This is a genomic window from Ureibacillus yapensis, from assembly GCF_003515775.1.
Classification (GTDB): Bacteria; Bacillota; Bacilli; order Bacillales_A; family Planococcaceae; genus Ureibacillus; species Ureibacillus yapensis.
This window is the reverse complement of the sequence record NZ_QWEI01000009.1, coordinates 40,936-62,985: the sequence shown is the minus strand read 5'-3', so window position 1 is coordinate 62,985 and position 22,050 is coordinate 40,936. Positions and strand designations below refer to the sequence as shown.

Here is a 22,050-nt window from a genome sequence, read left to right as displayed (position 1 = left end):
CTCTACACGTACGATACCGTTATCAAATTCCTCAACAGTAAAGTGTTATTAAATGAAATAAAGCTAATGTCATAGTATGTTCAGAATGAATAAAATGGTATAATTTTCTATAAATGATGTATTAAGGGGTGATTTTGTGAAAAAATTATTAATCGTAACAAGTTATTTGGTATTTTTTGTATTAGGAGGTTTGACCTTTACGTACCTCACAACAACAGAAGCGGCAAGTAGCTTGAAAAAAATCAGCGTATTCCAAGAAGCTATTAATTACTATGTAGATAAGGTGGAAAAAGTACCGGCTGAGGGTCAATCTGGATTTATTTATAAAGGCACTACATACGTCCCAATCCGATTTATTTCAGAATCTTTGGGAGAGAAAGTGACATGGGATGGAAAGACAAAATCGATTTATATTGGCGATGCTCCAAAATTCATCCCTTTAAAGGATGTAAAACCGATTAGTTCTGAAGATGACTTTGGTATATTTTCTAATCCAGCTGAAATCGTTATTAGTACGGGAGAAAGGTTTGAACAGTCATACCAATTTGGCGGAAGACATGGAGCAGGAGCTATTCAAGATGGTACAGGTGAATACTCATCTAATGGAAAGTACATCGGGTTCGAAACCTATTTAGCACCCGTTAAAAAGTCAGGTGAAAAATATGGAGCAGGGTCCTTAAAAATTTATGCAGATGATGAATTGGTTTATGATAGTGGATCAACTAAAGAAAAGACGAAGGTTAATGTTAATTTTGAAGGTGCTTCAAAAGTGAGATTAGAAATTGTCGGAGGCGGTCTAGGGGTATTAGATCCTCATTTTATTCAATAAAAGATAAAATCAACACAAAAGATACGGAAACGAAATGAATTGTGGGGGCTTCATCTTCGGCTATTTGTTAAATAATCCAATCGGGCGCTTTTCTTAAATAAGAAAGGTGCCTTTTTTTATGAAAAGGGCCATTTAAATTAAGTAAGACTAGATAGAAAGTCGCTTTCCCTTACGTTAGGAAAGCGACTTTTTTGATTGATTTTTCACTGTTATCAATCTTTTACTTTAAGTTCCTTTAACTGATTATAAAATCTTGTTGACTATTCAGTTGAACTGTATTATGTTATTGCTAAGTTGAACTATATAGTCGAACTGAATAGAGGTTGAGAATATGAAACATAAATTGTTGCCGTTGTCTGAAACGATGCATTATATTTTATTAGCTTTACGGGAGCCGCTCCACGGCTATGCCGTCATGCAAAAAATCGAAAAGATAAGTAACGGTACGGTTAATTTAGCAGCTGGAACATTGTATGGTGCGATTGAAAACTTGAATAAGCATGGTTGGATTGAACCCGTTGGAGAATCAGGCCGGAGAAAAGTTTATATGATTACTGAGGAAGGAAATGCCATTTTGAAAATGGAGCAAGACAGGTTATTGCATATATTATCTCTGTACGAAGGAAGTGAATCCAATGAAGAGGTGTAAAACGTTTTTTGATATCGAAAAAGAAGAACAATGGCTGAACGAGCAATTGCAAAAAGGCTACCGTTGTACAAATATTAGCGGATTAGGCATATACACTTTCGAAAAAACCGACAAGAAATATGTGATGCGGCTGGATTATCAAGATTATTTACCAAAGAAAAAGTTTAATGAGTACAAAGGGATATATGAAGACTTCAGTTGGAATCATATAAAAGGCTCCTGGCTTGGTGGAATACAATATTGGCAAAAAGAAGATGATGGACAAAATCAAATCTTCTCGGATCGCCAATCCAGAAGTAATTATTATAAGAGGTTGATGGGGTATTCATCTGGTTTAGCTATCGTGTTTTTGCTGTTCTCTTATATGCTATACAAGGATTCAGGTTTATATTTAGCTGAAGGTCTTTGGAGTATGGAAGGCTCATTATTCTGGAAAGCATTTTTATTTGAAACTCCATTTGCCCTTTTGCGGTTGCTTCCCGCCATTATGGCTGTTTTCTATGGTATCAGTTACTATAAAGCGTATCGAAAGTATTCAATGTTAAAAGAATAACAATGCGAGGAGGTTATCTGCGAACTTTTTTGACTCAAAGTAGTAATCGATGTAGCGCAGTCGGGTACTTTAGGGGAAGAAAAGAAGCACACTAAGTATTTGGTAAATAAAAAAGTGCAATTAAAACAGTAGTTCTCCTGAGAGATTATGGTTGGGGCTATTTAATAAATTATTAATTGTTTTATACCGTTAAATGAATGATGGTTCATAATGTCAATAGATAATATAAATCTACAATCGGGCGCGATTCTTCAATAAAGAAGATCGCCTTTTTCCATTATAGAGCCATATTGAATAACATTTGGTACTGGAATTTGGAGATTTATGTAAAGAAGAAGCGATCTTTAGGTTAGTTCTTTAAGTTACGACTAAGGAGTGTTTCTTCGTAGTAAATAAAGGTAAAAGCGCTCCGGTTAGAGCGCTTTTGTTCGGGAATGGGGAGATTTAGGTGACGGGAAATCTTGCGGTGGCGGACAAGATTAATTAGTAGTCATGCTTCATAAAGGAAGCACCAACGATAATCAATAGAATAAATAGTACAACAATCAAAACGAATTCTTTGTTGTGTTTGCGACCATAATCATAAGATCCACCTACATTGCTGGAATCATAACATCCCATAATTTTCACCCCCTTAACACTATATAATTTATGAGATTCTCTCTAAACGAACTGGTACAATTGCGGAGTTTTTAAACAGTTATTTACAGCGCTTCGCTGCTAAAAGCTTATGAATGAAGATGCAAAGGAACAAACACAACTACTTATTCAAAGATTGTTCGATAGATTAAAAAAAAACGCGACTCTTGTTAAATCACTTTCTTTCACAATCGGGCCATTTAATTGAATAAATTCTTTTATGAAAAGTTTCCAAAAGATGAATTGGGTGTAATTACTCTTAAACTAATGCAGCAGGTTAGTATAAGAGTGGTATTTAACTTATTTTCAACAAGCGAGCAACTTTCTTGAAGATGGTTATTGTCTTGAATAAGTAAGTTTGAAATAATTGGAACAGAAAGATGACAAAAAAAGAGTTAATTGTTAGGTGGCGGTTGTTCGTGGGGGATTTTTTAGCAAAGTTAATTTTAATGTTGTCTATTTTTGGACTTTTTCTCTTTTTAATTAATAAATTTTTGAGAAAATGGCTTAATGTTGAAAAGAAAAAATTATTTTCTTATAACCATGTAAATGATAAACACAAAAAAATTGATTGGACCATTAGAATTATTTTCATTTTCTTTTTGTTTATCAGTCTTTTCATAAACATCAACCGTGATCCTTTAAAGCGAATTTGGTTTTTAGAAACGCATATCCTACTATTTGTTTTTATTATTGTGTCTGAAACAGTTAGAGTAATTATGGAGAAGAGATACGCAGAAAACAAGAATGATTACATTTTTTCGGCTATTCAATTAGTGATAATATCAATATTTTTACTTTCGGTGTTTTCGACTGACATTTTTGGATTGTTTGGTTGATAAAAAATTCTATATTCAACAATCGGGCGCGATTCTTGAAGAGGAATTGTGCCTTTTTCAGCAATATGGCCAGATTGTAGAGTAACAAAAAAGTATATAGATGAATAATGAGAATGTGCTACGCTGTTTATATGTAGTAGATGGATGGGGACGTTGTTCTAAATTAGTTTAGAATTAAATAGGGTGGTATACCAAAATGGTTGTAAATATTATTTTTCCGATTTTTGCTTTATCGCTTTTTATGATTGGTATATGGATGGGAAGCATGATTGATCCGTTGTTTGGATTAATAGCGATTTTAGGAGGTTCGTTATTAGGATTCTCTACCTCATTTAAAAATGGTACAGTAATGAATAAAAAGTCAAGACTTTTACTCCTAGCATCTTTTATTTTCATGCTAAGTTTAATGTCATTAGCTTACTTGGCAATTCTGCATTTTATCTCTAGTTCTTAAAGAAAAGGGCGCAATTCTTGAAAAAGAATAGGTGCTCTTGTTCAATTAAAGGGCCATATTATTGAATAACACTTCAATAAATCTGGATATTATGTTAATATTTAGGTGAGTTTGTGAAAAAATGTACTTAAACTAAAGGGGCAGTTTAGTTTAACAAGTTTTACGGAAATCCCAAACTACGAAATAACCTTTCTTGTAGTTTGGGATTTTATAATTATCTCATGGCAATTTTTTTATTCTTTGCTCCGGTGACATTATCATAATACTCATTAGTTGCTCTGACATATAAATTGGAGAATATTTCATGCCATCTTTTACCCATTCAATGATTAATCCTGGAATGGCATAAGCTAGATAGGTAGTATATAAGTCATGATTTATTTTAGAATCCGATACTCTAAAATCCGTTTCCCCTAATTTTTTTATAGCTAGTGTCAATTGACTTGAAAAAAAAGTTAAAAGATAAGAGTGTACAATTGCTTTATAAAAAGTTGCATTGCGATAAACATGGTCAAACACACGTAATGAAGTTGTTTTTACATCTTTTATACTAAAATTTTTTAATGTTTGATAGGGTTCCCGATAAGCATTTACAAAGTCAGTTATTACATCATCTATTATTTCATTTAATAAGTTTTCTTTATTATCATAATGATTATAAAAAGTGACACGACTTATTCTTGCTCTTTCTACAATGCTAGTAATTGAAATGTCCTCGAACTCTTCTTCTTGCAGTAATTGTAAAAATGAATTTTTTAATAGTCTTTTTGTTTTAATAATTCTCTTATCTAAATACTTATACTTTTTTAACATTGTATCCCCCCTTTGTTCATTATACTAACTTTTCTTAGCATATTGATATGAAGTGTTAAATTATGCTTATATATGCTTTGAAAAGCGTTCCTATAATAAATATAATTTAAGTGTATAAACAATGAAAACGATTACATATCGTTTGAAAATTAGGGGGAGATTTAACATGAAAGCTTGGCAATTCACAGAAGTTAATAAACCATTAGAGTTGATTGAAGTACCAGAACCAACTCCTGGAAAAGATGAGGTTAAGATTAAAGTAAAAGCTAGTGGGCTTTGTCATAGTGACGTAGGAGTTATAGAAGGTGTTACTACTCCGTCCCTTGGTAAAATTCCAATGATTCTTGGTCATGAAATTGCAGGAGTAATAACTGAACTTGGCGAAGGTGTTACAGACTTCGAAGTTGGAGATAGAGTTGCAGTAAGGGCAGGAGCTGATGCACCTGGTTCAGCTACAGATGGTGGGTATGCCGAATTTGCAGTATCACCAAGTAAATTTGTTGTAAAAATACCTGATAATGTAGATTTTATTAGCGCAGCTTCAGCTACAGATGGTGGTATGACATCTTTTCACGCTTTATCAGTTACTGGGCAAGTTAAAGAGGGGGATAAAGTAGCTATTGTTGGTTTGGGTGGACTTGGTTTGTATGGTGCTCAAATTGCCTTAGGACTTGGAGCTACTGTGTATGGTGTTGATATAAAAGAAGAATCTCGTAAAGCAGCTGAACAATTTGGCGTAAAAAATTGTGTTAAAGATGTAAGAGAACTTGCTGATGAAGATATAGATGTAGTAGTTGATTTTGCAGGGTTTGAAGCAACTCTTTCAGGATCGATTGAAGCTGTTAGACCAGGTGGACGTGTTGTGCTAATTGGACTTGGTGCATCTGAAGGAAAAATTAATATATTTAAATTTGTTACAAAGTCATTGACTATGGCTAGTTCAATTGGTGGAACTACTGATGATCTTAAGGCAGTGTTAGAGTTAATTGGTAATGGTGATGTAAAACCACTATTACATCAAATTAAATTTGATGAAATCTCTGAAGGTCTTCAACAATTAGCTGATAATAAAGTAACTGGACGCCTAGTTGCCGTAATTGATAACTAATATACAATAAGATACTTTCTTAATAATTAAATTATAATAGTATCTCTCTAATTAGAGTTCCATTGGATGGGACTCTAATTTTTTTATCAAAAAGTAAAGAAAACGGATGGTTTGTTTGGTTTAGTTTAGATATCACTAATATCTTGTGCTAACGCGGGCTTTAGTTAAATACCAATCTTCAACAATCGGGCGCTATTGTTGAATAAGTGTCACTTATCTAATTATCTATAATAAAATCTAAATTTTATGCTCCATTAGTTGTCCTTCAAGTTAAGGGTCGATATTTTTCAATTTTGTTGAAGGTTGTTTTAGCTTATTCAACAATCGGGCATTTTATGGAATAAGACTTGATATTTTAATAAATAAGATTATGAAGTAAAGGGGCAGGTTAATTTAAGTACAATGTTTTATCTTTGTTTAACAATGGGGGCATTTTAGCTAAAGAACGAAAAGAACTGTAGATTAGTTTCTACAGTTCTTAGCATCTGTTATTTAAGAACTCTCTTATCCGAAATCATTAATTAATCCACTGCACAATATCCTTCATGTCTTTTCTTCCTCTAGGGAATTCAGGCTCATTTGCTCGGTATCCAAATGCAACCATAGCCGATACAGCTAAATGACCATCCTCCAGTAAGTTTTCTTCCTCAAGAAGCTTTTGTACCTTATCACGATAAAACCCTTCTATTGGGCAAGAGTCAATTCCTAGTAAAGCTGCTACAGTCATCATATTGGCAAAGGGAATATAGGTTGACTTTCCAGCCCAATCCAACATTGTACGCTCATTTACTAGGAGGTTTTGTTGATCTTCTTGGAATTCTTTATACATGTCTTTAATTTGATCATACATTTCAGCAGGATATCCTATAACATTAAGCGATTGATTTTTTACATATTCTGAGTCGTACTTTGTATCCTTGATTGTTCTTGCAAGAATGATAACGAAATGGCTCGCAGTGGGTAGTTGACCTTGTGCTCCTGGAGAAATTTCTTTTAGCTTTTCTCTGAATTCCTGGTGTTGAATAATGAGGAATTTCCAAGGCTCATAGCCAGATGAACTTGGTGAGAGTCGGGCTGCTTCTAAGATTACATTAAAGTCATCCTCTGAGATTTTTTTTGTTGGATCAAATCTTTTTATAGCACGTCTAAAATTAAACGCATCAAGAATTTCTTGTCTTTTTACTACTTTTTGTGTCATGTTCAAACACTCCTTCTTAGTTGTTTTTAGGTAAGCCTGCCTTTATTAGCATTCCATAGATAAGAAAATATGATGCGATTATATTTTCCTTATCTTTAAAGAGCTTGACCTATTCATCTAGTTGTCAAATAAAAATGTAGAATCTAACACCTTTTGCTTAAACAACAGATGTTGTATAATTGATTCTAAAGTAGAATTCATTTATTCTCAATCATCAGTTTTGGCGTTTTATTGCTTAAACAACAAATAAAGAAAAATGTAGTTTATCTCTAGAAAGAGGGGTATAAATATGCAAGATACGAAAGTTGATCCTCGTATTACTCGAACAAGAAGACTATTAATGGATGCTTTTTTAAAGTTAACTATTAAAAGAGATTTCAAGGATATTACGATAAAGGACATTACAGATGAAGCAACCGTTAATCGTGCTACTTTTTATTCTCATTTTCAAGATAAATACGACTTAATGGATGCTGTCATTGCAGAAGATATATTAGAGAACATTGTGGACAACTTGAGCCATTATAATCAGTTAAATGAAGAGTCTATTGTAAAGATCTTTGTTACATTAACTAAATTTCATACAAACTTAACTACACAATTAAACACACAATGTAGAAGGAGTTATGCATCTTTTAGTTCAATAATTGAACTAAAAGTAAAAAAAGAATTGGAAAAAGTATTTTATTCTCTCCTTTTAAAAGAACAGTCTAAGCTAGATTCGGAAACCTTAAAAATTGGTGCCGCTGTGTTAAGTTGGGGAATATACGGAGCCTTAGTGAATTGGCAACATAATAGTTCGTTATCAGCAGAACAATATATTAAAATAGCCTTGCCTTTTATAGTGACGGAAATATCATTTTAAAGGATGATTATTAACCATGTATTTTTTTACAATATCCGTTTATCTTAGTAAGCGTTACTAAACAATCGGGCGCTTTTCTTAAATAAGGAAAGCGTCTTTCTTCATGAAAGGGCCATTTAATGAAATAAGACTCTTAAGCAAGAATGAATACTTGTATTAACATCAGCATAGTATTGTGAAAAATTGCACTTAAACACCCTCAGTTCCATGATAATTAAACAAAAAAATAATTAGCTAGATGAATAATAAAAAATGAAGGAAGCTGATTTGAAAAGGCATTTTCATTAGCATTGTTAGTTATTCCTTGGCTACTCTCGGATTCGAAATTGCACAATTAAAAAGGAAAATGACCTCTGTTGAACCAACAGAGGTCATTTGTTCCCAAGCTTTTGAAGTGATACTTTATGTTCTATAACACGAAGGTTTTTGACTCAGAAATCATTAGCCTTAGCTGTATACAATTTCGTGCTCTTCACGTTTTTCATATAGTTCCCAATATTTCTCTGCAATTAAATCAGGCGCAAAATGAGTGCCCGGAGCGACAACTCCCGCAATAGTAACAGTTCCGACAAAAATGCCTTGAGGCTTTAGTTCTTCAGCCAGAGTAAATGCTAGGTTGCGTAGCGCTGCTTTGCCTATGCTCAAAGCAGTGTAGTCTGCCGAGGGATACAGCGCCGCTGCTCCACCCGTCAAGAGGATTGTTCCTGCTTTTTGTTCTACTTGTTCCGGGATAACTTGTAGTGCAGAATGCAAGGCACTGGCTACGTCCACCTGAAAATGAGATACAAGGGATTCCGCCGTAAGGGAAGTTGGTTTTCCGCCTTTCACAATTGCAGCGTTGTACACCAGCACATCCGTTGTACCGTAGTTTTTCTTGATTTGGTCAAAAGCTTCTGTTAGTGATGCAGGACTTGCCGCATCCGCCTCAACGGCGTAAGCTTCTATTCCTTCCGAGCTTAACTTCTTCACATATTGATCAAGTGCTACCTGATTACGGGAGACCAGGACTACACGGAAGTTATTAACACCGAATTTTTTTGCCACATGATTTCCGACACCAGGACCGGCTCCAATAACGACGATAAGCTTTTTATTCATTTTCATATCCTCCCTACGAATTTAGTAAACTCAATAAACAAAACAATTCATACTGCGTTATGTTATAAAAAGGACATTTTTCAGAAATTTAAAAATTCAATAGTTCGATTCTTTATATTACTATATTTATCATAATATGTAAAAAAATTTGATTATACCTGTCTCAACTTTTAATGAGAGTTGAGGCAATTAATCCTATTCCTAACAAGTGTGCTAACAATTTAAAAGATAAAGGATAGCTACTTTTTTTCAATATACCCATAACTATAATCGACCCAAGGGTTGCACCCATAAATAGGGGAAACGAGAACAGTGAAATCACAGAACCACTTACTATTGGGGATGTTTGTGAAAGTAACCGAGAATAACTTTGGAGCCCTTTCGCATTTTTCAATATTCAGCAATCGGGCGCTATTCTTGATGAAGAATATGCGCCAGTTTTCATTTGTGCAGCTATCTGTCGAAAATATTACCAAGGGTTGCTTGTGCAGCTCATTTTTCTTATTCAATTATAGGTGCGGTAGAATTGGTTAAACCATCATTATGAAACTATCAAGAAATAATAAGAGAGTAGGGTATCAGGATAAAAAAGGGTGCTGGATATTTTCAAAGTAGAGGATAAGAAAATATTTTTAGTACAAAAAACAATATAATCGAGTCCAATTTCATAGTAGAATTTTGTTATGAAAATAACCTGAAAGTAGGGTTTCAATGTGATGAATTTTTTACTTAGTACACTGATAATTTGGATATACCTGTTCATCATTATTATATATATAGGAATTACGGATGCTAATCGTGTTTGGGAACTATTGTTTTTCGCAGCAGTCTTTTTACCAATTTTTCTTCTTTTTGCGGTAGTCCTTCCCATATTGAACATATACTTAGTGAATCGGAAGAAAAAGGCGGTATATGGTTTAGTTATTGCTTATTTTTTCGCTGCTTGGCTATTGTTTTATTTGGTTTTGGAAGTTTTATCAGGAACTGCAACCTGGTTGGAAAATCGCTTGTTGTATGGCAAACAAGTTGATGAGGCAAAAATTGAGCTCCTTCAAGAGGCTGAACAATCAATAGAGGCTCGGTATAATCGGGAGTTCCAATTAATGGAGTCTATTTATTCTGATGAAGATAGGTTTTTACGTGTTCGATATTTTTTACAATACAAGGATGAAAGTTGCTTGAATGACTGTGATTTAATAGCCTTCTCTCTTTCCTATGAAAAAGAAGGTTGGAGGTTGAAAAGATTAGCGCCAACCGATATATGGTATCTAGAAAGTAATTAATCCTCTTCATTAAAAGAGGATATTAATACAATTGTTCATAATATTTGTAAATAGTTTACGTTAAATCAAGGGCGCGATTCTGTAATAAGGATCAGCGCTCGCTTTTATTAAAAGGCCATATTATGGTGCTGATTTAACCAATACAAAAAAAGTAGTTGAAATTGCAGAGGAGAAGCTTAAAGTAAAGTTGCCTGAACTCTATATTAGTCTTTTTAAACAACAGAATAGTGATTGAAATAATTTTTGAAAAATAAAAAATGCCGCTAAGGACGACATTTTTTTAACAACAAACAAAATTGTTTTCTCTCTTATCTATAACAAATTCTCCCTATACCTTTTTTGACGGCTCCACGCTTATATATAATCCACTGTAACCCCCACTATACAGTATTTTACAAAAATTAAGTATTGCTGTGGAATCGAACGAATGAACCAAAGAAGGAGGGGAATAAAGGATGAAGAATACAACTCAACTAAAGTTGTTTTGTGGGAAATATCAGATGAAATACAAATTAAAGTTTAAACCTCGAGTTTTCCTATTAATAATAAACGGACGATTAGATTTTTAATTCGGACAACGCATCTTCATCAGCAATGACGGTTACGTTCTTGTGTTGTTTCAAAACAGAAGCTGGAAACTTCGTGGATACATCGCCGTTCATTAGTTTTGCCACTGCTTCAGCTTTGTTTTTCCCAGAAACGAGCAATAAGATTTTTTTGCTTTCCATAATCGTTTCAATCCCCATCGTTACAGCTTTCGTGGGAACTTCCTCAATTGAATGGAAAAATCTTGAATTGGCTTCGCGTGTCGATTCGTTTAAATCAACAATATGCGTTCTGCTAGAGAACGGGGTACCCGGTTCATTGAAACCAATGTGCCCATTTAAACCTAAACCTAAAATCTGAACATCGATTTTTCCTGAGTCCTCGATTAATTTTTCATAATCCTTGCATTCCTGTTCGATATTTATTGAAGCACCGTTTGGTACATGTGCATTCTCGTCAAGAATATCTACATGGCTGAATAGTTTCTCATTCATATAATGACGATAGCTTTGCGGATCTTCGGCTTTTAAACCTACATATTCGTCTAAATTGAATGATATGACATTTTTAAAAGAGGCTTTGCCTTGCTTGAAGCTTTCAACTAAATTTGAATAAAGCCCTTCAGGCGTTGAACCTGTTGCAAGACCTAATACGAGTTTTTCGTTTTGAGTCATATTATTTAATACAAAATTGCAAGCTTCTCTACTTAGTTCATCATAATCTTTTACTTTGATAATCCTCATTATCTATCTCCTTACATAGCAGTTGAATTTTATTCTATTACTATTACTAGTATAATTTTTTTTCGTTTTCTGCGTCAAACTAAACGCAAGGCGGTGAAATCACAGTCTCCGATACTATGGATTGAATTTATGATGAATCTGAACTAATTGATGAAGGAATCTGCTTAAAGTAAAGGGTGCTTAAAATTAATTATCTTGTCCTTGACAGAGAGTTAACTAAATAATAGAATTTTATTATTAGATAGAGTTTTATCCGTTTTCTATTACTTTTAGTTTGATAGTCACTATTCTTAACATTGATTATAAATCGAAAGACAAATAGGAATCTGGAATACAATTGTAAATAAAAGGTAGACTATTTAAAGAACCTAGATTAGGTTAGTTAAAAGTAAACCGGCAATTTTTAAAGTATAATGGTTTCTTCATTTTAGGCCATTCGCTTTTAATTGTCGGTTTTTTTATTTTAAAAATATTTTTCCGCTCAAAAATCAAGACTTACCTCATATTGTTCCATATAGTAAGAAGTATATTTTTAGCTCATAGTCAAAAACTAAAGGATACAGACTATAGAGGAAAATCCGAAATTAAATGTATGCCGAATAAATGTGGAAGGCAAGAAAAGGGAGTCATTATGGATAAGACAAAAGGTGTTCTTGAAGCTGAAATCAGTAAAGTGTTGACTCATTGGGAGAAAAATTATCTTGGGCGCGGTTCCGTGTCGGTTAAATCTGATATCTTGCGCGATATGGTGGTTGTTGTGTTAAAAGGGGTCTTAACACCTGCTGAATATTCAGTATGCCAAGAAAAAGAAGGTCTATTATCAATAAAACAAATGCGAAATAGTTTGGTGGAATCAGGGGTGGAAGAAATAAAAGAAGCCCTATTAACCATAACAGGTATAGAAGTGGTAAGTTTTCATACCGATGTGAGTACAATAACTGGGGAACGCATCATGATCTTTAAGTTTTCGGAGGATTTGCAAAGTAAATTATGATGTGGCAATTGAATGGTATCATTTCTCTAGAATCGTTTCAAAAAATAAAGGAAGTTACAAAATGAAATAGAACTACAACTACAATCCTTTATAGGTGTGAAGAGGAGCTATAACTGATGGTACGTGAACTACAATGTTAGTGTGGTAGGGAACGGCATAAAAATCTATTAGATGTTGGGGATTACATAAATTATTTCGATTCGATCAATTATACAAGAGAAAGGTCATGCAGGAGGATTAAAATATTATGGAGAAGAAGACACTACCACAAATAGTTAAAAACTTTAAAAATATTCCTGAAACGAACAATAAAAAAATGCACCCGAATATAAAGGAAACAATCGCAAAAAATAAAGAAATAATAGATAAAAATCGTGAAATGCTACGGAAAAATAATTATTCATCCTCTTAATTGAGGATGTTCTTTAAACGCCAAAGATCCCTGCTTTTAGAAAGCGGGGATTTTTTTATCTGTAAACGATAAGCTTTAGGGAAAAATCATTACGTTCACTCCATACCCCGAGAATCATTTATAAGTTCGAAGAATATTAATTGATTGTAGCAAAATGCACAAATAGGGAATAAGAGTAAAATGTCCTACTACTGTCGGCTCAATTGAAAATCTAGTAATTATGGGGAAATTAAAAATGAAATGAGAGCAGGATTGGGCAGGTTTGTGGAGAAGAGTTGTTTGTTATTTGTTAAGCAAACAGGCACGGTTTCTGAAGTTGGAGACCATTATTTTTTTCAGGGGGAAGGGTATATGAAGGAATCTAATATTATCTTTTTTGAAAGGAAGTTTCCTAGCGCAAATATGGTTCTCATTAAGGATAAGCTTCCTATACTGATTGATACTGGCTTTGGAAGTGATGCAGAAGAAACCGAGCAATTAATTAGAAAAGCAGGAGTCTCACCGGAAGAATTGCACCTTATTGTAAATACGCACTATCATAGCGATCATGTTGGCGGCAATTTTCATTTTCAAAAAAATGTTGGGGTTCGGATTGCTGCTCATAGATGGGATGCCGATATAATAAACTCTTGTGATTCGGAGGCCTGCTGTTCAGAATGGTTAGATCAGCCTGTTGAACCTTATCGAGTAGATAGAAAGCTTTCGGATAATGATGAGATTGCTACGGGAAGCGGAACTTTAAAAGTGCTGCATACAGCAGGGCATACGTTGGGACATATTTGTCTCTATGAACCTGGTAAAGAGATATTAGTTTGCGGAGATTTATTTCATAAAAATGATGTCGGATGGTTAAATAATTTCCGGGAAGGTGTAGCTTCCATACAACGCTCAATTGAAAGTTTGGATCGACTGGCTAGGCTCCGGATCAGGAAGGTTTATTCGGGACATGGACCTCAAATAGACGATCCGCTTGGCTCTATCGATTCTGCCAGGAAACGGCTCGATAAGTGGCTCAATAGTCCGGATAAAGTTTCATGGCATGCGTGCAAGAGGATTTTTGCATTCACATTAATCATGAAAAACGGATTGGCAAAGGAAGAAATCAATTCCTACCTACTGCAATGTGGCTGGTTTCAAGATTTCGCACGTTATTCTTTTCAGCTTCAGGCAGAAGAGTTTATTCCAATCCTGCTTGATGAAATGATTCGTTCAGGAGCAGCAAGCTGGCACAATAACCATTTAGTCGCCCTTACGCCGTACAAAGCCCCTGAAAAGGAATGGTTGAATAAAGATATAAAGCCAAAAGATTGGAAATCACAAAATCCCTTCGTATAACCATAAGCAACAAGAGCAGCGATGAAAATGACGCGTTGCATTATCGCTATCTTCATAAAATTTATAGAGGAAAATTTTGTTTTTCAGAAAAGGGCCACGTAAAGAGAAAAATTGTAAAAGAGAATTGCTCAAATAGTTTAAATGAAAAAAATATAGGGCACTAAAAGAGAAAGATAACAAATTCACTAAACATACAGGAGGAATTATTTATGACACAAACTGCTACCTATATGAATAAATCGAGAACTAAAGAAAACGAAAAAAATGGAAAGCTTTTAAAGGGTGTTGTAATGGGTGCTGTAATTGGTGGTGCTATTGCAATGCTTGATTCAAACACTAGAAACAAAGTAACGTCCAAAACAAAAAACATGAAAGAATCTACAATGGATATGTACAGCCAGGTCAGAAACAATCCTACAGAAGTGAAAAATGACTTACAAGAGCGAATGAAATCTGCTTCTTCTGTTCTGAAAGAAGCAATCAACGATGCTCAAAACCTTTATGCAAAAGTGAATGAGAACATTCTTGAGCCAGTTAATCAGGTAAAGGAAGAGTCAAGTGAGATTCTTTCCAGTGCCAAAGAAGCCTCTACTGATTTAAAAGATATCGGTGGAAAAGTGAAAGAAGCTGGAGAAGAAGTGCTGGATGGCAGCAATGGACAAAGCAGCGGTTCCTATAATAAGGATTCTTCCGTCCCTCAGGTCTCTGCTGGTATTACGCCTAGTAAAGTGCCGGGACAATAGGCTTGAATAGTTATGGAGTGCGGTACACTTTGATCAACCATATATCCAATGAACTTCCACAATCGGGCGCAATTCTTGAAAAGGAATTGTGCCTTTTTTAGGGAAGAGGTCAAATTAGTGGAACAGGAAAGCGGACTTGTAAAGAAATTCCCAAAAATTCCAGTTTAATTTTGTGAATAAATAGGTTGCTTTCCTTTAAGAAAGAGTATATCCTTTACTACAGTTTTCGTTATACGATAAGTAAAATTTTTAAAAAATAGATAAGTCTGTCAGGAAAGGAGTGATAGTAATGGAGATTGGTGCAAAAATAAAAAAAGAAATTAAACATCCGATGATTAATGTAAGAAATGGAGATTTCTTTTGGTTTTTCTTTTTTGTTGCGCTGCCCTTTATTTCTTTAATTTATTCATTCGTTGAATTTCTTTATAAGAATTGAATTGGAGTCGGGTTATTCTCCAAAAACTAATAAACAGGCTTTCTTTTTTAACTAAGGGGAGCGTTAGTAAGTGATTTTAGGAGTAAGAACTTATTTATAATTATTCAATTATAGGACGCTTTTCTGAAAGAGGGAAAGCGTCTTTCTTCATGAAGTTGGCTATTTTCTGGAATAATAAAGAAGGTTCAATATAGAAAGTCGACCGTGATTTCTTGTTAAATATTAAGTCGAAAAAAATTCTTTATTAGTTTATGTGATAAACTCAAGAAAATATTAGATAGGAGTCGATTATATGGAAAAGATAACACCTTTCTTAATGTTTCAGGATGGCATGGCAGAAGAAGCAATGCAATTTTATACATCACTGATCGAGGATTCAGAAATTACAAAGATAGTTAGATATGGTGCTAATGAATCTGGAGATGAAGGAACCGTAATGCAAGCTACCTTTACCTTAAAAGGACAAGAATTTATGTGCATCGACAGTAATGTAAAACATCAATTTTCGTTTACTCCGTCATTTTCTATTTTTGTTACTTGTGATACTGAAGAGGAGATTGACCAACTTTATGAGAAACTAAATGAAGGTGGACAAGCACTTATGCCATTGAATGATTATGGGTTCAGCGAAAAGTTCGGTTGGCTAAATGACCGGTTCGGTGTTTCATGGCAACTTAATCTTCCAAAATAAATTTTGCTTGTTCAGCAATAGGGCGCTTAGGGAAAGCGTTTTTCTCTGGAATCGGTCTATTTTATTGACACTCTTAAGTTGTAAAGTGAATTGGTTTAACAATAAATACTTATTTAATTATAAAATTTAACAAAGAGAGTTATTGGGTAAAGGAGAAAGGCTGTGGAAATTAGGATTTTATCTTCGTTTGAAGATGCAGAAAAATATCGTAGCATTAGACTGGAATCTTTAAAAAATACACCTGAAGCATTCGCATCGAGCTATGGAGAAGAAAGGGACTTATCAATAGAGGAATTTCAGAACAAGCTTCAATCGAATTCCTCTTTTACCTATGGAGCTTTTGATCAGGGAGAACTAGTTGGAATTATAACTTTATATCAAGAAAATTTAAATAAACTGCAGCATAGAGCACATATTGGAGCAATGTACGTTTCTCCCTCCAAAAGGGGTTCAGGAATCGGTAAGGCTTTAATGGAAAAGGCAATAAAGAAAGCAAAAAGTATAGAAGATTTGGAACAGGTATATTTAGCGGTTGTTTCGACTAATGAATCAGCAAAAAAACTGTATTCATTATTGGGGTTTGAAGTTTTTGGTACAGAGAAGAAAGGATTGAAGTTGGAAAACAATACCTACTTTGATGTAGATTTTATGATTTTATATATTTAATTGTTAGTAAAGAAACCGGGCGCGATTCTTGAGAAATTGCGCCCTTTCTTTATATATCGAGTGTATAGGGGAATATTCCTATTATCTAGATGGATGGATATGTTAAATTGTGTTGAATGGTTACAAAAGCAATCATAGGATAGCAGAACAGGAAAATTTCATTAAGGGGATATGAGATGAAAAAAGATAAGTTAAAAGGATTATATGCTTTAGGTTCATTGTTAGGTGCAACAGGGCTTATATTTCTTTTTTTCAGCGCTAATATTGGAGCAAAACTAGCTGATCGCTGGTTATTGGGACAAGGTGGTTTTGCGGACACATCTTTGTATGAAATCATGGTGAGAGCAAACACGAATAATTTCTTGGCAGCTGGCAGCATACTTTTTGCCGTTGGTCTTATGACTCTCGTTTTTTCTTACTACAAGATGCTGAATATTGAGGAATAGGGGCATAAGAGATTTCTTTTTTAATAAACGGGGACAGAATTTTGGATCAATGAAGCAGGGAATGAAATTTTAAAATAGAAGTAGTAAATTATACAAACCGTTGAAGGCTTATTGGAGGGAATATGAATGAGTGAATTGAATGATTTATTTCGTAAAAGAATCGGGTTTCCTGAAAACGAAGTTATAACATTTGAAACATTGGAGATTATTCTTGAAAAATCGGCAAAAGCCATTCCTTTTGAAAATTTATGTATTATTGACAATAAAAAACGTGAAATTACGACAGAAAACTTAACCAATAAAATACTAGAAAAAAATGAAGGCGGCCTTTGTTATGAGTTGAATTCGATTTTTTATCTTTTCCTGATCGAAAATGGATTTAATGCAGCCCTGGCGCGCGGAGTGGTTTATAATCATGCTGCTCAAAGTTATCTTACACTTGGACGAACGCATGTAACCATTCTTATAACTCACAACAATGAAAAATACTTAATAGATACGGGCTTTGGAGGAAATTTGCCATTAAAACCGGTTCCTTTAAACGGAGAGGCTGTAACCTCCGATAATGGGGAATTTCGAATCAAGAAAGTGAATAGTGAACATGGAGACTATATTCTTGAGATGAAATTAAAGCATAAGGATACAGAGTGGAAAATAGGCTATGCCTTTGATTCTCGGAAGCCTATTTACGATATCTCGGAATTTAACGAAATTCAAACGGTTATCGCTGAGCACCCAGAATCTTCATTTAACAAGCATCCTTTAATCACACGGCTTACAGATGAAGGGAATGTAACCTTAACAAATACTTCATTTACACAGTGGGTTGATGGACTCGTTACAAAAGAAGAAATTGACACCCCAAGATACAAAGAGCTATTAAAACAGCATTTTGATATTAAACAATAAATCATATGAGGAAAATGCTAAACATAATGAGGCCCTTTTAGCGTTGGTGAAATTGTTATAAGGACTTATCATATTAATGTGGTAAAATTGGGTTAATATGGATATATGAAAAGGATTATTGTTCATCTTTCGATTTTAAAAAAGCATCAACTGATTCATCTAATAGTCTTTCCCGATTGGGGTCTTCATTGACATCTGTATCCACTTCCATTGCTTTTTTAAGTATGCCGTATGTATCTTCCTCAATATTGTATTCATTCACTTGGTATTTAGGCGGGACTGAATGATGGCGATTGGGCATATAAAATCCTCCTTTGCATTTCAATTAGTATGAACATTAATCTGAAATAAATCCATTAAGGTGGAGGTTCACTATGAAATCTCAGAGCATGAGAAATCACTTCCTAACGCTAAGGCAACAAAGAGACAGTCTTGTTTCTGAACTTGAATACTTATCAATGGCACAATTATGGGAAAGACCGAATGAAGAAAAATGGTCTATCGGAGAGTCAATTTATCACTTATATTTGATGGCGAAAATGCTGAGAGTTGCAGCGATCATAACGATACCATGTGCCAAGTTTTATGCGCGAAGGATGAAGAACAAGCCATTTGACCGTGATATAAATGATATTTATGGAGAGTATAAAGAAAAACGCGGGAGAGGTATGAAGGCGCCATTTATTCTGAATCCACCAAAGAAAATTTGTCATACGATGGACTTTAAGGAATTGAATTGTCTTCTAATTGATGAAACGAAGGAATTATCAAAACTAGTGGAGAATATTGATGAAGAAATCGCAGGACATATCGTCTTTTTGGATCCTATGGCAAATTACCCCAATCTCATTCAAGCCGTTCAACTTTTGGCAATACATGAAGCACATCATTTTAGGATCATTCAAAGGGATCTTGAAACTATAAAAAAGGAAACTGAATAAGGGAAGTGCGTTTATCATTAAAAAAACCCCATAAAAGGGGGTTTTGCTAAAAGTATGGAATATCAGTAAAATTTTTTATGCGAATCGATAATAAATCAACAAAAATGTGCTTAGCACAAATAAAAAGTTTAGGAAAACAAAGATCATCTGGTCCAATCGGGTCTTATGCATTTTAACTGGGGGATGATAAAAGGATATTCCCTCGATAATAAATATGAGTAAAACAATATGAATCATCGCATGTCCCACTACTTCGGTGTAGCCGAAAATCATCGTTGTCAGAACAAATAAAATGGTGACGGCAACAGCCAATAAACGGTTGAGAATACCAACAACCAATAGGTAACCAACGACGAATTCGATGAAGGCCGACAGAACAATGAATAGTTCCGGCGGAAAGCCAAAAGTAGGGACTTGATGGCGATGAATAATATCGATTGTCATAAAAGGATAAACCCATTTTTCTACTGCAACCCAACATAAACTTAAACCTGTTCCGAGGTAAAGAAAGGGAAATCCTGCCGTCTCCCATCTCGTTCTTCCCACCAATAACACGCCAATAATGGCAAGGTAAAACCCATAATCCAGCATATGAAACCAACCGGAATAACTCCAAATATAAAGAAATAAACCAAGCATTAATACAGAAGCTATTTTCGTTGCGATATGATGCGGTATTAACAGCAGAACGATAATTGCCCACATCAATACCGTTTGCCATCCATGATGGATCGTGAACTCAGGGGCAAACATTGTTCCATTAACTACTTGCAAAATAAATGAGGCTGCAGTACCGTACTGAAGAATCAATCGAGAGTATTTCCGATATTCATCCAATTTCTTATCAATTGTGGCGACACCGGGAATCTTCATTAACTGTGGTATGAATTGAGATAATAACGCTAAGAATAGAGCGATTAATAAAGATAACACGATAAATTCTATTGAAAGGATTTGTTCAATCGGAATCTTTTCAGGCTCTTTCTGCGTAAACCATTTTACATGCGCCTTTGCAATGATTGGTGTAATACAAAATAATGCAAATAATAATATAATATTACTTTTCTTCAATGAACAATAGCACCCCTTTTGAATAATGCTTAAAAATTATTATTCCTTAAGAAACCGGCGATTATGTTGGCGTTTTGTAAAAAGACGAAAAAAGCCCATTATAAAAGGCTTTATAGGGGAATATCCATGAATTTGAAAAGGATTTATGAAAAATGATTTGTTGTGGACAACATTAAGTCCACAATCAGGACAATTCTGAAATAAACAGCAACGAGCTTTTAGGAGTTGAAATACTTATGATTATAAAAATCGACTTTGGGGATGATTTTATTCAATATGTTTCTTGTTCAACAAAAGTAGGGAGGAAGATCACCTGTATTCAGGAAGACTTCCTGGAGTGGATTTTTAATGAAGAAAAAAATACAGAGTATTGGACTTTGGAAAATGGCAAAAAAATTTACCCTAATTATGACGCAGATGCACTTGTGGAATGGTTAAACAATGTAAGTTTTAGGAGAGGGATTGCTAAAGCTAAAGTAATCACAAATCCTCAATTAAAAGAAAAAAAGATAGTCTATTATTAGTTTGATGCCAGCGTAGTTTATTCGGAAAAGGGGAATCTTTTCGAAAACAATGCACTGAAAGATATAAGAAAACTGCACCCATTCGGATGCAGTTTTATTTTTTTCTAAGCAATACATCACCTAAAGGAATTCCAAACACAACAACCACAACCGTTAGAACTAACAGGGTTTCTAAGATAAAATACGCAGCTTGATCGAACATCAGCATCTCTCCTCCTTTTCTTTATACTTTATCATACCTTATATTCTGTGATTATCATACTTCTTATTGAAAATTCAAATAAATTAGGCATACAATTTATTTGCGGCTGTTATGATATTTCCATTAACTAAAATAGAGGGGATGCTGGTGATCGATAAGCGAAAAACAGGAAGTGTTTTAGGTTTTATGGCTCTTCTGCCTGTGGATTGCTTACATACCAGCCTACCTATCAAACCACGAGGACAGTCATTCACCTCGAAGAAACTTCAAAGTTCTATGGCAGGATTTATGTAATCTTTTATTATTAATTCACCATGTTTTGTAATATCTTCTGTAGTTTTATTCAAGTGTGCTTTGATTGTAAGAGTATTTATACCACCTATGTGGAATGCCATCTTTAAGGGAATCTTATCAGATGAAGGTTAATAGAGGAAATAATTAATTGGAGGATGAAGTATGAATAAGGTACAACAATTTTGGATTGATTTTTGTGCAGAAAATCATAAGGAAGGGATTAAATTCAAAGATGCTTTTCAATTTGGAGTTTCTGCTGATTGGTTAGCCGATTTAGTTGTAGAAGGAAAGAAGACAGCGACAACTTCAGGTTTTGTGTTTTATGAACTAGAAAAAGAAGCTATACCTCAAGCTGGTGAATATTATATTGTTTTAGATGGACAGGAAGAACCCGTCGCAGTCATTCAAATCCACTCCGTCGAAGTTGTTCCGATGAATGAGGTAACAGAGGAATATGCTTTAGCAGAAGGTGAAGGAGATTATCGATTTTGGTGGGATGCACATGAAAAGTTTTTTACCGATTTATTAAAAGAATATAATATGGAATTTTCACCAAATATGTTAGTTGTATGTGAACGGTTTGAAAAAGTATATTCAAAATAACTAGTTAATTAACTTTAAAGTCTTAGGGCAGATTAGATTTGATAACTTATAGTTAATAGAAGTTTATTAAATTTCAACAATCGGCGTTGTCCTTGATTGGGGAGAGCGCTTATTTTAATTTAGAAATAAGTATTACCTTCTCTAAAATATAGCTTAAGGGAGTAAA

Annotated in this window: 27 protein-coding genes; 20 read left to right on the top strand and 7 right to left on the bottom strand. The window is 34.3% G+C overall.

What is annotated here, in order from left to right:
• Window positions 1–136: 136 nt before the first annotated feature.
• The 3 genes from D1B33_RS14575 (at window position 137) to D1B33_RS14565 (ending at window position 2,031) form a co-directional block, all read left to right on the top strand.
• Window positions 137–829 (top strand): stalk domain-containing protein, encoded by a 693-nt coding sequence (locus D1B33_RS14575; RefSeq protein WP_118877136.1) that lies wholly within the window; start codon window positions 137–139, stop codon window positions 827–829.
• A 331-nt stretch (window positions 830–1,160) separates the two neighbouring features.
• Complete coding sequence (locus D1B33_RS14570; protein ID WP_118877135.1) at window positions 1,161–1,478, top strand: PadR family transcriptional regulator; 318 nt, start codon at window positions 1,161–1,163, stop codon at window positions 1,476–1,478.
• On the top strand, window positions 1,465–2,031 hold the full coding sequence (locus tag D1B33_RS14565) for a DUF2812 domain-containing protein (RefSeq protein ID WP_118877134.1): 567 nt from the start codon (window positions 1,465–1,467) through the stop codon (window positions 2,029–2,031). The genes D1B33_RS14570 and D1B33_RS14565 overlap by 14 nt, the downstream gene beginning before the upstream one ends.
• 483 nt (window positions 2,032–2,514) lie before the next feature.
• On the opposite strand, the gene D1B33_RS14560 is transcribed toward D1B33_RS14565, so the two are convergent.
• A complete protein-coding gene (locus tag D1B33_RS14560; RefSeq protein ID WP_118877133.1) occupies window positions 2,515–2,652 on the bottom strand; it encodes a YjcZ family sporulation protein in 138 nt (45 codons plus the stop codon).
• Between the two features lie 437 nt (window positions 2,653–3,089).
• Here D1B33_RS14560 and D1B33_RS14555 point away from each other — a divergent pair, with 437 nt between their 5' ends.
• Window positions 3,090–3,509 carry a DUF4181 domain-containing protein gene (locus D1B33_RS14555; RefSeq protein ID WP_233549493.1) on the top strand — a complete coding sequence of 140 codons (420 nt, stop codon included), beginning with the start codon at window positions 3,090–3,092 and terminating at the stop codon, window positions 3,507–3,509.
• Window positions 3,510–3,705: 196 nt separating this feature from the next.
• The gene (locus D1B33_RS14550; protein WP_118877131.1) at window positions 3,706–3,963 is read left to right on the top strand and encodes a hypothetical protein; all 258 of its coding nucleotides are present in this window, start codon (window positions 3,706–3,708) and stop codon (window positions 3,961–3,963) included.
• A 219-nt stretch (window positions 3,964–4,182) separates the two neighbouring features.
• On the opposite strand, the gene D1B33_RS14545 is transcribed toward D1B33_RS14550, so the two are convergent.
• Window positions 4,183–4,776: a TetR/AcrR family transcriptional regulator gene (locus tag D1B33_RS14545; RefSeq protein WP_118877130.1), complete on the bottom strand. Its 594-nt coding sequence runs from the start codon at window positions 4,774–4,776 to the stop codon at window positions 4,183–4,185.
• A 166-nt stretch (window positions 4,777–4,942) separates the two neighbouring features.
• Between D1B33_RS14545 and D1B33_RS14540 the strand changes: the two genes are divergently transcribed.
• Window positions 4,943–5,884 (top strand): zinc-binding dehydrogenase, encoded by a 942-nt coding sequence (locus tag D1B33_RS14540; RefSeq protein ID WP_118877129.1) that lies wholly within the window; start codon window positions 4,943–4,945, stop codon window positions 5,882–5,884.
• Window positions 5,885–6,401: 517 nt separating this feature from the next.
• On the opposite strand, the gene D1B33_RS14535 is transcribed toward D1B33_RS14540, so the two are convergent.
• Window positions 6,402–7,082, bottom strand: a complete 681-nt coding sequence (locus D1B33_RS14535; protein ID WP_118877128.1) for an NAD(P)H-dependent oxidoreductase — start codon at window positions 7,080–7,082, stop codon at window positions 6,402–6,404.
• A gap of 289 nt (window positions 7,083–7,371) precedes the next feature.
• Between D1B33_RS14535 and D1B33_RS14530 the strand changes: the two genes are divergently transcribed.
• Window positions 7,372–7,947, top strand: a complete 576-nt coding sequence (locus D1B33_RS14530) for a TetR/AcrR family transcriptional regulator (protein WP_118877127.1) — start codon at window positions 7,372–7,374, stop codon at window positions 7,945–7,947.
• A gap of 447 nt (window positions 7,948–8,394) precedes the next feature.
• Here D1B33_RS14530 and D1B33_RS14525 read toward each other — a convergent pair whose 3' ends face one another.
• Window positions 8,395–9,045 carry an SDR family NAD(P)-dependent oxidoreductase gene (locus tag D1B33_RS14525; RefSeq protein WP_118877126.1) on the bottom strand — a complete coding sequence of 217 codons (651 nt, stop codon included), beginning with the start codon at window positions 9,043–9,045 and terminating at the stop codon, window positions 8,395–8,397.
• 713 nt (window positions 9,046–9,758) lie between these two features.
• Here D1B33_RS14525 and D1B33_RS14515 point away from each other — a divergent pair.
• On the top strand, window positions 9,759–10,328 hold the full coding sequence (locus tag D1B33_RS14515) for a hypothetical protein (protein WP_158582995.1): 570 nt from the start codon (window positions 9,759–9,761) through the stop codon (window positions 10,326–10,328).
• A 557-nt stretch (window positions 10,329–10,885) separates the two neighbouring features.
• Here the strand turns inward: D1B33_RS14515 and nagB are convergent.
• Entirely contained in the window at window positions 10,886–11,617 is a 732-nt protein-coding gene (gene nagB, locus D1B33_RS14510) for a glucosamine-6-phosphate deaminase (protein WP_118877124.1), read from the bottom strand.
• 631 nt (window positions 11,618–12,248) lie between these two features.
• On the opposite strand from nagB, the gene D1B33_RS14505 reads away from it, so the two are divergent.
• The 9 genes from D1B33_RS14505 (at window position 12,249) to D1B33_RS14470 (ending at window position 18,249) form a co-directional block, all read left to right on the top strand.
• Window positions 12,249–12,611, top strand: a complete 363-nt coding sequence (locus D1B33_RS14505) for a Na-translocating system protein MpsC family protein (protein WP_118877123.1) — start codon at window positions 12,249–12,251, stop codon at window positions 12,609–12,611.
• Between the two features lie 247 nt (window positions 12,612–12,858).
• Entirely contained in the window at window positions 12,859–13,023 is a 165-nt protein-coding gene (locus tag D1B33_RS14500) for a multidrug transporter (protein ID WP_118877122.1), read from the top strand.
• A 351-nt stretch (window positions 13,024–13,374) separates the two neighbouring features.
• Entirely contained in the window at window positions 13,375–14,358 is a 984-nt protein-coding gene (locus tag D1B33_RS14495) for an MBL fold metallo-hydrolase (RefSeq protein ID WP_118877225.1), read from the top strand.
• A gap of 209 nt (window positions 14,359–14,567) precedes the next feature.
• Window positions 14,568–15,101 (top strand): YtxH domain-containing protein, encoded by a 534-nt coding sequence (locus D1B33_RS14490; RefSeq protein WP_233549492.1) that lies wholly within the window; start codon window positions 14,568–14,570, stop codon window positions 15,099–15,101.
• A 289-nt stretch (window positions 15,102–15,390) separates the two neighbouring features.
• Window positions 15,391–15,537 (top strand): hypothetical protein, encoded by a 147-nt coding sequence (locus tag D1B33_RS18595; RefSeq protein ID WP_199677428.1) that lies wholly within the window; start codon window positions 15,391–15,393, stop codon window positions 15,535–15,537.
• 292 nt (window positions 15,538–15,829) lie between these two features.
• Window positions 15,830–16,228 (top strand): VOC family protein, encoded by a 399-nt coding sequence (locus tag D1B33_RS14485; protein WP_118877121.1) that lies wholly within the window; start codon window positions 15,830–15,832, stop codon window positions 16,226–16,228.
• Window positions 16,229–16,390: 162 nt separating this feature from the next.
• Window positions 16,391–16,894, top strand: a complete 504-nt coding sequence (locus D1B33_RS14480; protein WP_118877120.1) for a GNAT family N-acetyltransferase — start codon at window positions 16,391–16,393, stop codon at window positions 16,892–16,894.
• Between the two features lie 176 nt (window positions 16,895–17,070).
• Entirely contained in the window at window positions 17,071–17,340 is a 270-nt protein-coding gene (locus D1B33_RS14475) for a hypothetical protein (protein ID WP_118877119.1), read from the top strand.
• Window positions 17,341–17,466: 126 nt separating this feature from the next.
• Window positions 17,467–18,249 carry an arylamine N-acetyltransferase family protein gene (locus D1B33_RS14470; RefSeq protein WP_118877118.1) on the top strand — a complete coding sequence of 261 codons (783 nt, stop codon included), beginning with the start codon at window positions 17,467–17,469 and terminating at the stop codon, window positions 18,247–18,249.
• A 115-nt stretch (window positions 18,250–18,364) separates the two neighbouring features.
• Here the strand turns inward: D1B33_RS14470 and D1B33_RS14465 are convergent, their stop codons facing one another.
• Window positions 18,365–18,550 carry a hypothetical protein gene (locus D1B33_RS14465; protein ID WP_118877117.1) on the bottom strand — a complete coding sequence of 62 codons (186 nt, stop codon included), beginning with the start codon at window positions 18,548–18,550 and terminating at the stop codon, window positions 18,365–18,367.
• Window positions 18,551–18,623: 73 nt separating this feature from the next.
• On the opposite strand from D1B33_RS14465, the gene D1B33_RS14460 reads away from it, so the two are divergent.
• Window positions 18,624–19,190, top strand: coding sequence for a DinB family protein (locus tag D1B33_RS14460; protein WP_118877116.1), 567 nt, complete (start codon window positions 18,624–18,626; stop codon window positions 19,188–19,190).
• A gap of 75 nt (window positions 19,191–19,265) precedes the next feature.
• Here D1B33_RS14460 and D1B33_RS14455 read toward each other — a convergent pair whose 3' ends face one another.
• The gene (locus tag D1B33_RS14455) at window positions 19,266–20,261 is read right to left on the bottom strand and encodes a DoxX family membrane protein (RefSeq protein ID WP_118877115.1); all 996 of its coding nucleotides are present in this window, start codon (window positions 20,259–20,261) and stop codon (window positions 19,266–19,268) included.
• Window positions 20,262–20,497: 236 nt separating this feature from the next.
• On the opposite strand from D1B33_RS14455, the gene D1B33_RS14450 reads away from it, so the two are divergent.
• Together D1B33_RS14450 and D1B33_RS14445 are read left to right on the top strand one after the other, a co-directional pair.
• Window positions 20,498–20,785 carry a hypothetical protein gene (locus tag D1B33_RS14450; protein WP_118877114.1) on the top strand — a complete coding sequence of 96 codons (288 nt, stop codon included), beginning with the start codon at window positions 20,498–20,500 and terminating at the stop codon, window positions 20,783–20,785.
• 658 nt (window positions 20,786–21,443) lie between these two features.
• Window positions 21,444–21,884 carry an ASCH domain-containing protein gene (locus D1B33_RS14445; RefSeq protein ID WP_118877113.1) on the top strand — a complete coding sequence of 147 codons (441 nt, stop codon included), beginning with the start codon at window positions 21,444–21,446 and terminating at the stop codon, window positions 21,882–21,884.
• The last annotated feature ends 166 nt before the right edge of the window (window positions 21,885–22,050 follow it).

Bases quoted from the DNA above. Each gene is read 5' to 3' on its own strand.
- D1B33_RS18595 (WP_199677428.1), top strand. From the start codon at position 15,391: ATGGAGATTGGTGCAAAAATAAAAAAAGAAATTAAACATCCGATGATT.
- D1B33_RS14550 (WP_118877131.1), top strand. From the start codon at position 3,706: ATGGTTGTAAATATTATTTTTCCGATTTTTGCTTTATCGCTTTTTATG.
- D1B33_RS14560 (WP_118877133.1), bottom strand. From the start codon at position 2,652: ATGGGATGTTATGATTCCAGCAATGTAGGTGGATCTTATGATTATGGT.
- nagB (WP_118877124.1), bottom strand. From the start codon at position 11,617: ATGAGGATTATCAAAGTAAAAGATTATGATGAACTAAGTAGAGAAGCT.
- D1B33_RS14490 (WP_233549492.1), top strand. From the start codon at position 14,568: ATGACACAAACTGCTACCTATATGAATAAATCGAGAACTAAAGAAAAC.
- D1B33_RS14460 (WP_118877116.1), top strand. From the start codon at position 18,624: ATGAAATCTCAGAGCATGAGAAATCACTTCCTAACGCTAAGGCAACAA.
- D1B33_RS14470 (WP_118877118.1), top strand. From the start codon at position 17,467: ATGAGTGAATTGAATGATTTATTTCGTAAAAGAATCGGGTTTCCTGAA.
- D1B33_RS14465 (WP_118877117.1), bottom strand. From the start codon at position 18,550: ATGCCCAATCGCCATCATTCAGTCCCGCCTAAATACCAAGTGAATGAA.
- D1B33_RS14535 (WP_118877128.1), bottom strand. From the start codon at position 7,082: ATGACACAAAAAGTAGTAAAAAGACAAGAAATTCTTGATGCGTTTAAT.
- D1B33_RS14570 (WP_118877135.1), top strand. From the start codon at position 1,161: ATGAAACATAAATTGTTGCCGTTGTCTGAAACGATGCATTATATTTTA.
- D1B33_RS14505 (WP_118877123.1), top strand. From the start codon at position 12,249: ATGGATAAGACAAAAGGTGTTCTTGAAGCTGAAATCAGTAAAGTGTTG.
- D1B33_RS14495 (WP_118877225.1), top strand. From the start codon at position 13,375: ATGAAGGAATCTAATATTATCTTTTTTGAAAGGAAGTTTCCTAGCGCA.
- D1B33_RS14500 (WP_118877122.1), top strand. From the start codon at position 12,859: ATGGAGAAGAAGACACTACCACAAATAGTTAAAAACTTTAAAAATATT.
- D1B33_RS14475 (WP_118877119.1), top strand. From the start codon at position 17,071: ATGAAAAAAGATAAGTTAAAAGGATTATATGCTTTAGGTTCATTGTTA.
- D1B33_RS14545 (WP_118877130.1), bottom strand. From the start codon at position 4,776: ATGTTAAAAAAGTATAAGTATTTAGATAAGAGAATTATTAAAACAAAA.
- D1B33_RS14485 (WP_118877121.1), top strand. From the start codon at position 15,830: ATGGAAAAGATAACACCTTTCTTAATGTTTCAGGATGGCATGGCAGAA.
- D1B33_RS14540 (WP_118877129.1), top strand. From the start codon at position 4,943: ATGAAAGCTTGGCAATTCACAGAAGTTAATAAACCATTAGAGTTGATT.
- D1B33_RS14525 (WP_118877126.1), bottom strand. From the start codon at position 9,045: ATGAATAAAAAGCTTATCGTCGTTATTGGAGCCGGTCCTGGTGTCGGA.
- D1B33_RS14565 (WP_118877134.1), top strand. From the start codon at position 1,465: ATGAAGAGGTGTAAAACGTTTTTTGATATCGAAAAAGAAGAACAATGG.
- D1B33_RS14450 (WP_118877114.1), top strand. From the start codon at position 20,498: ATGATTATAAAAATCGACTTTGGGGATGATTTTATTCAATATGTTTCT.
- D1B33_RS14445 (WP_118877113.1), top strand. From the start codon at position 21,444: ATGAATAAGGTACAACAATTTTGGATTGATTTTTGTGCAGAAAATCAT.
- D1B33_RS14530 (WP_118877127.1), top strand. From the start codon at position 7,372: ATGCAAGATACGAAAGTTGATCCTCGTATTACTCGAACAAGAAGACTA.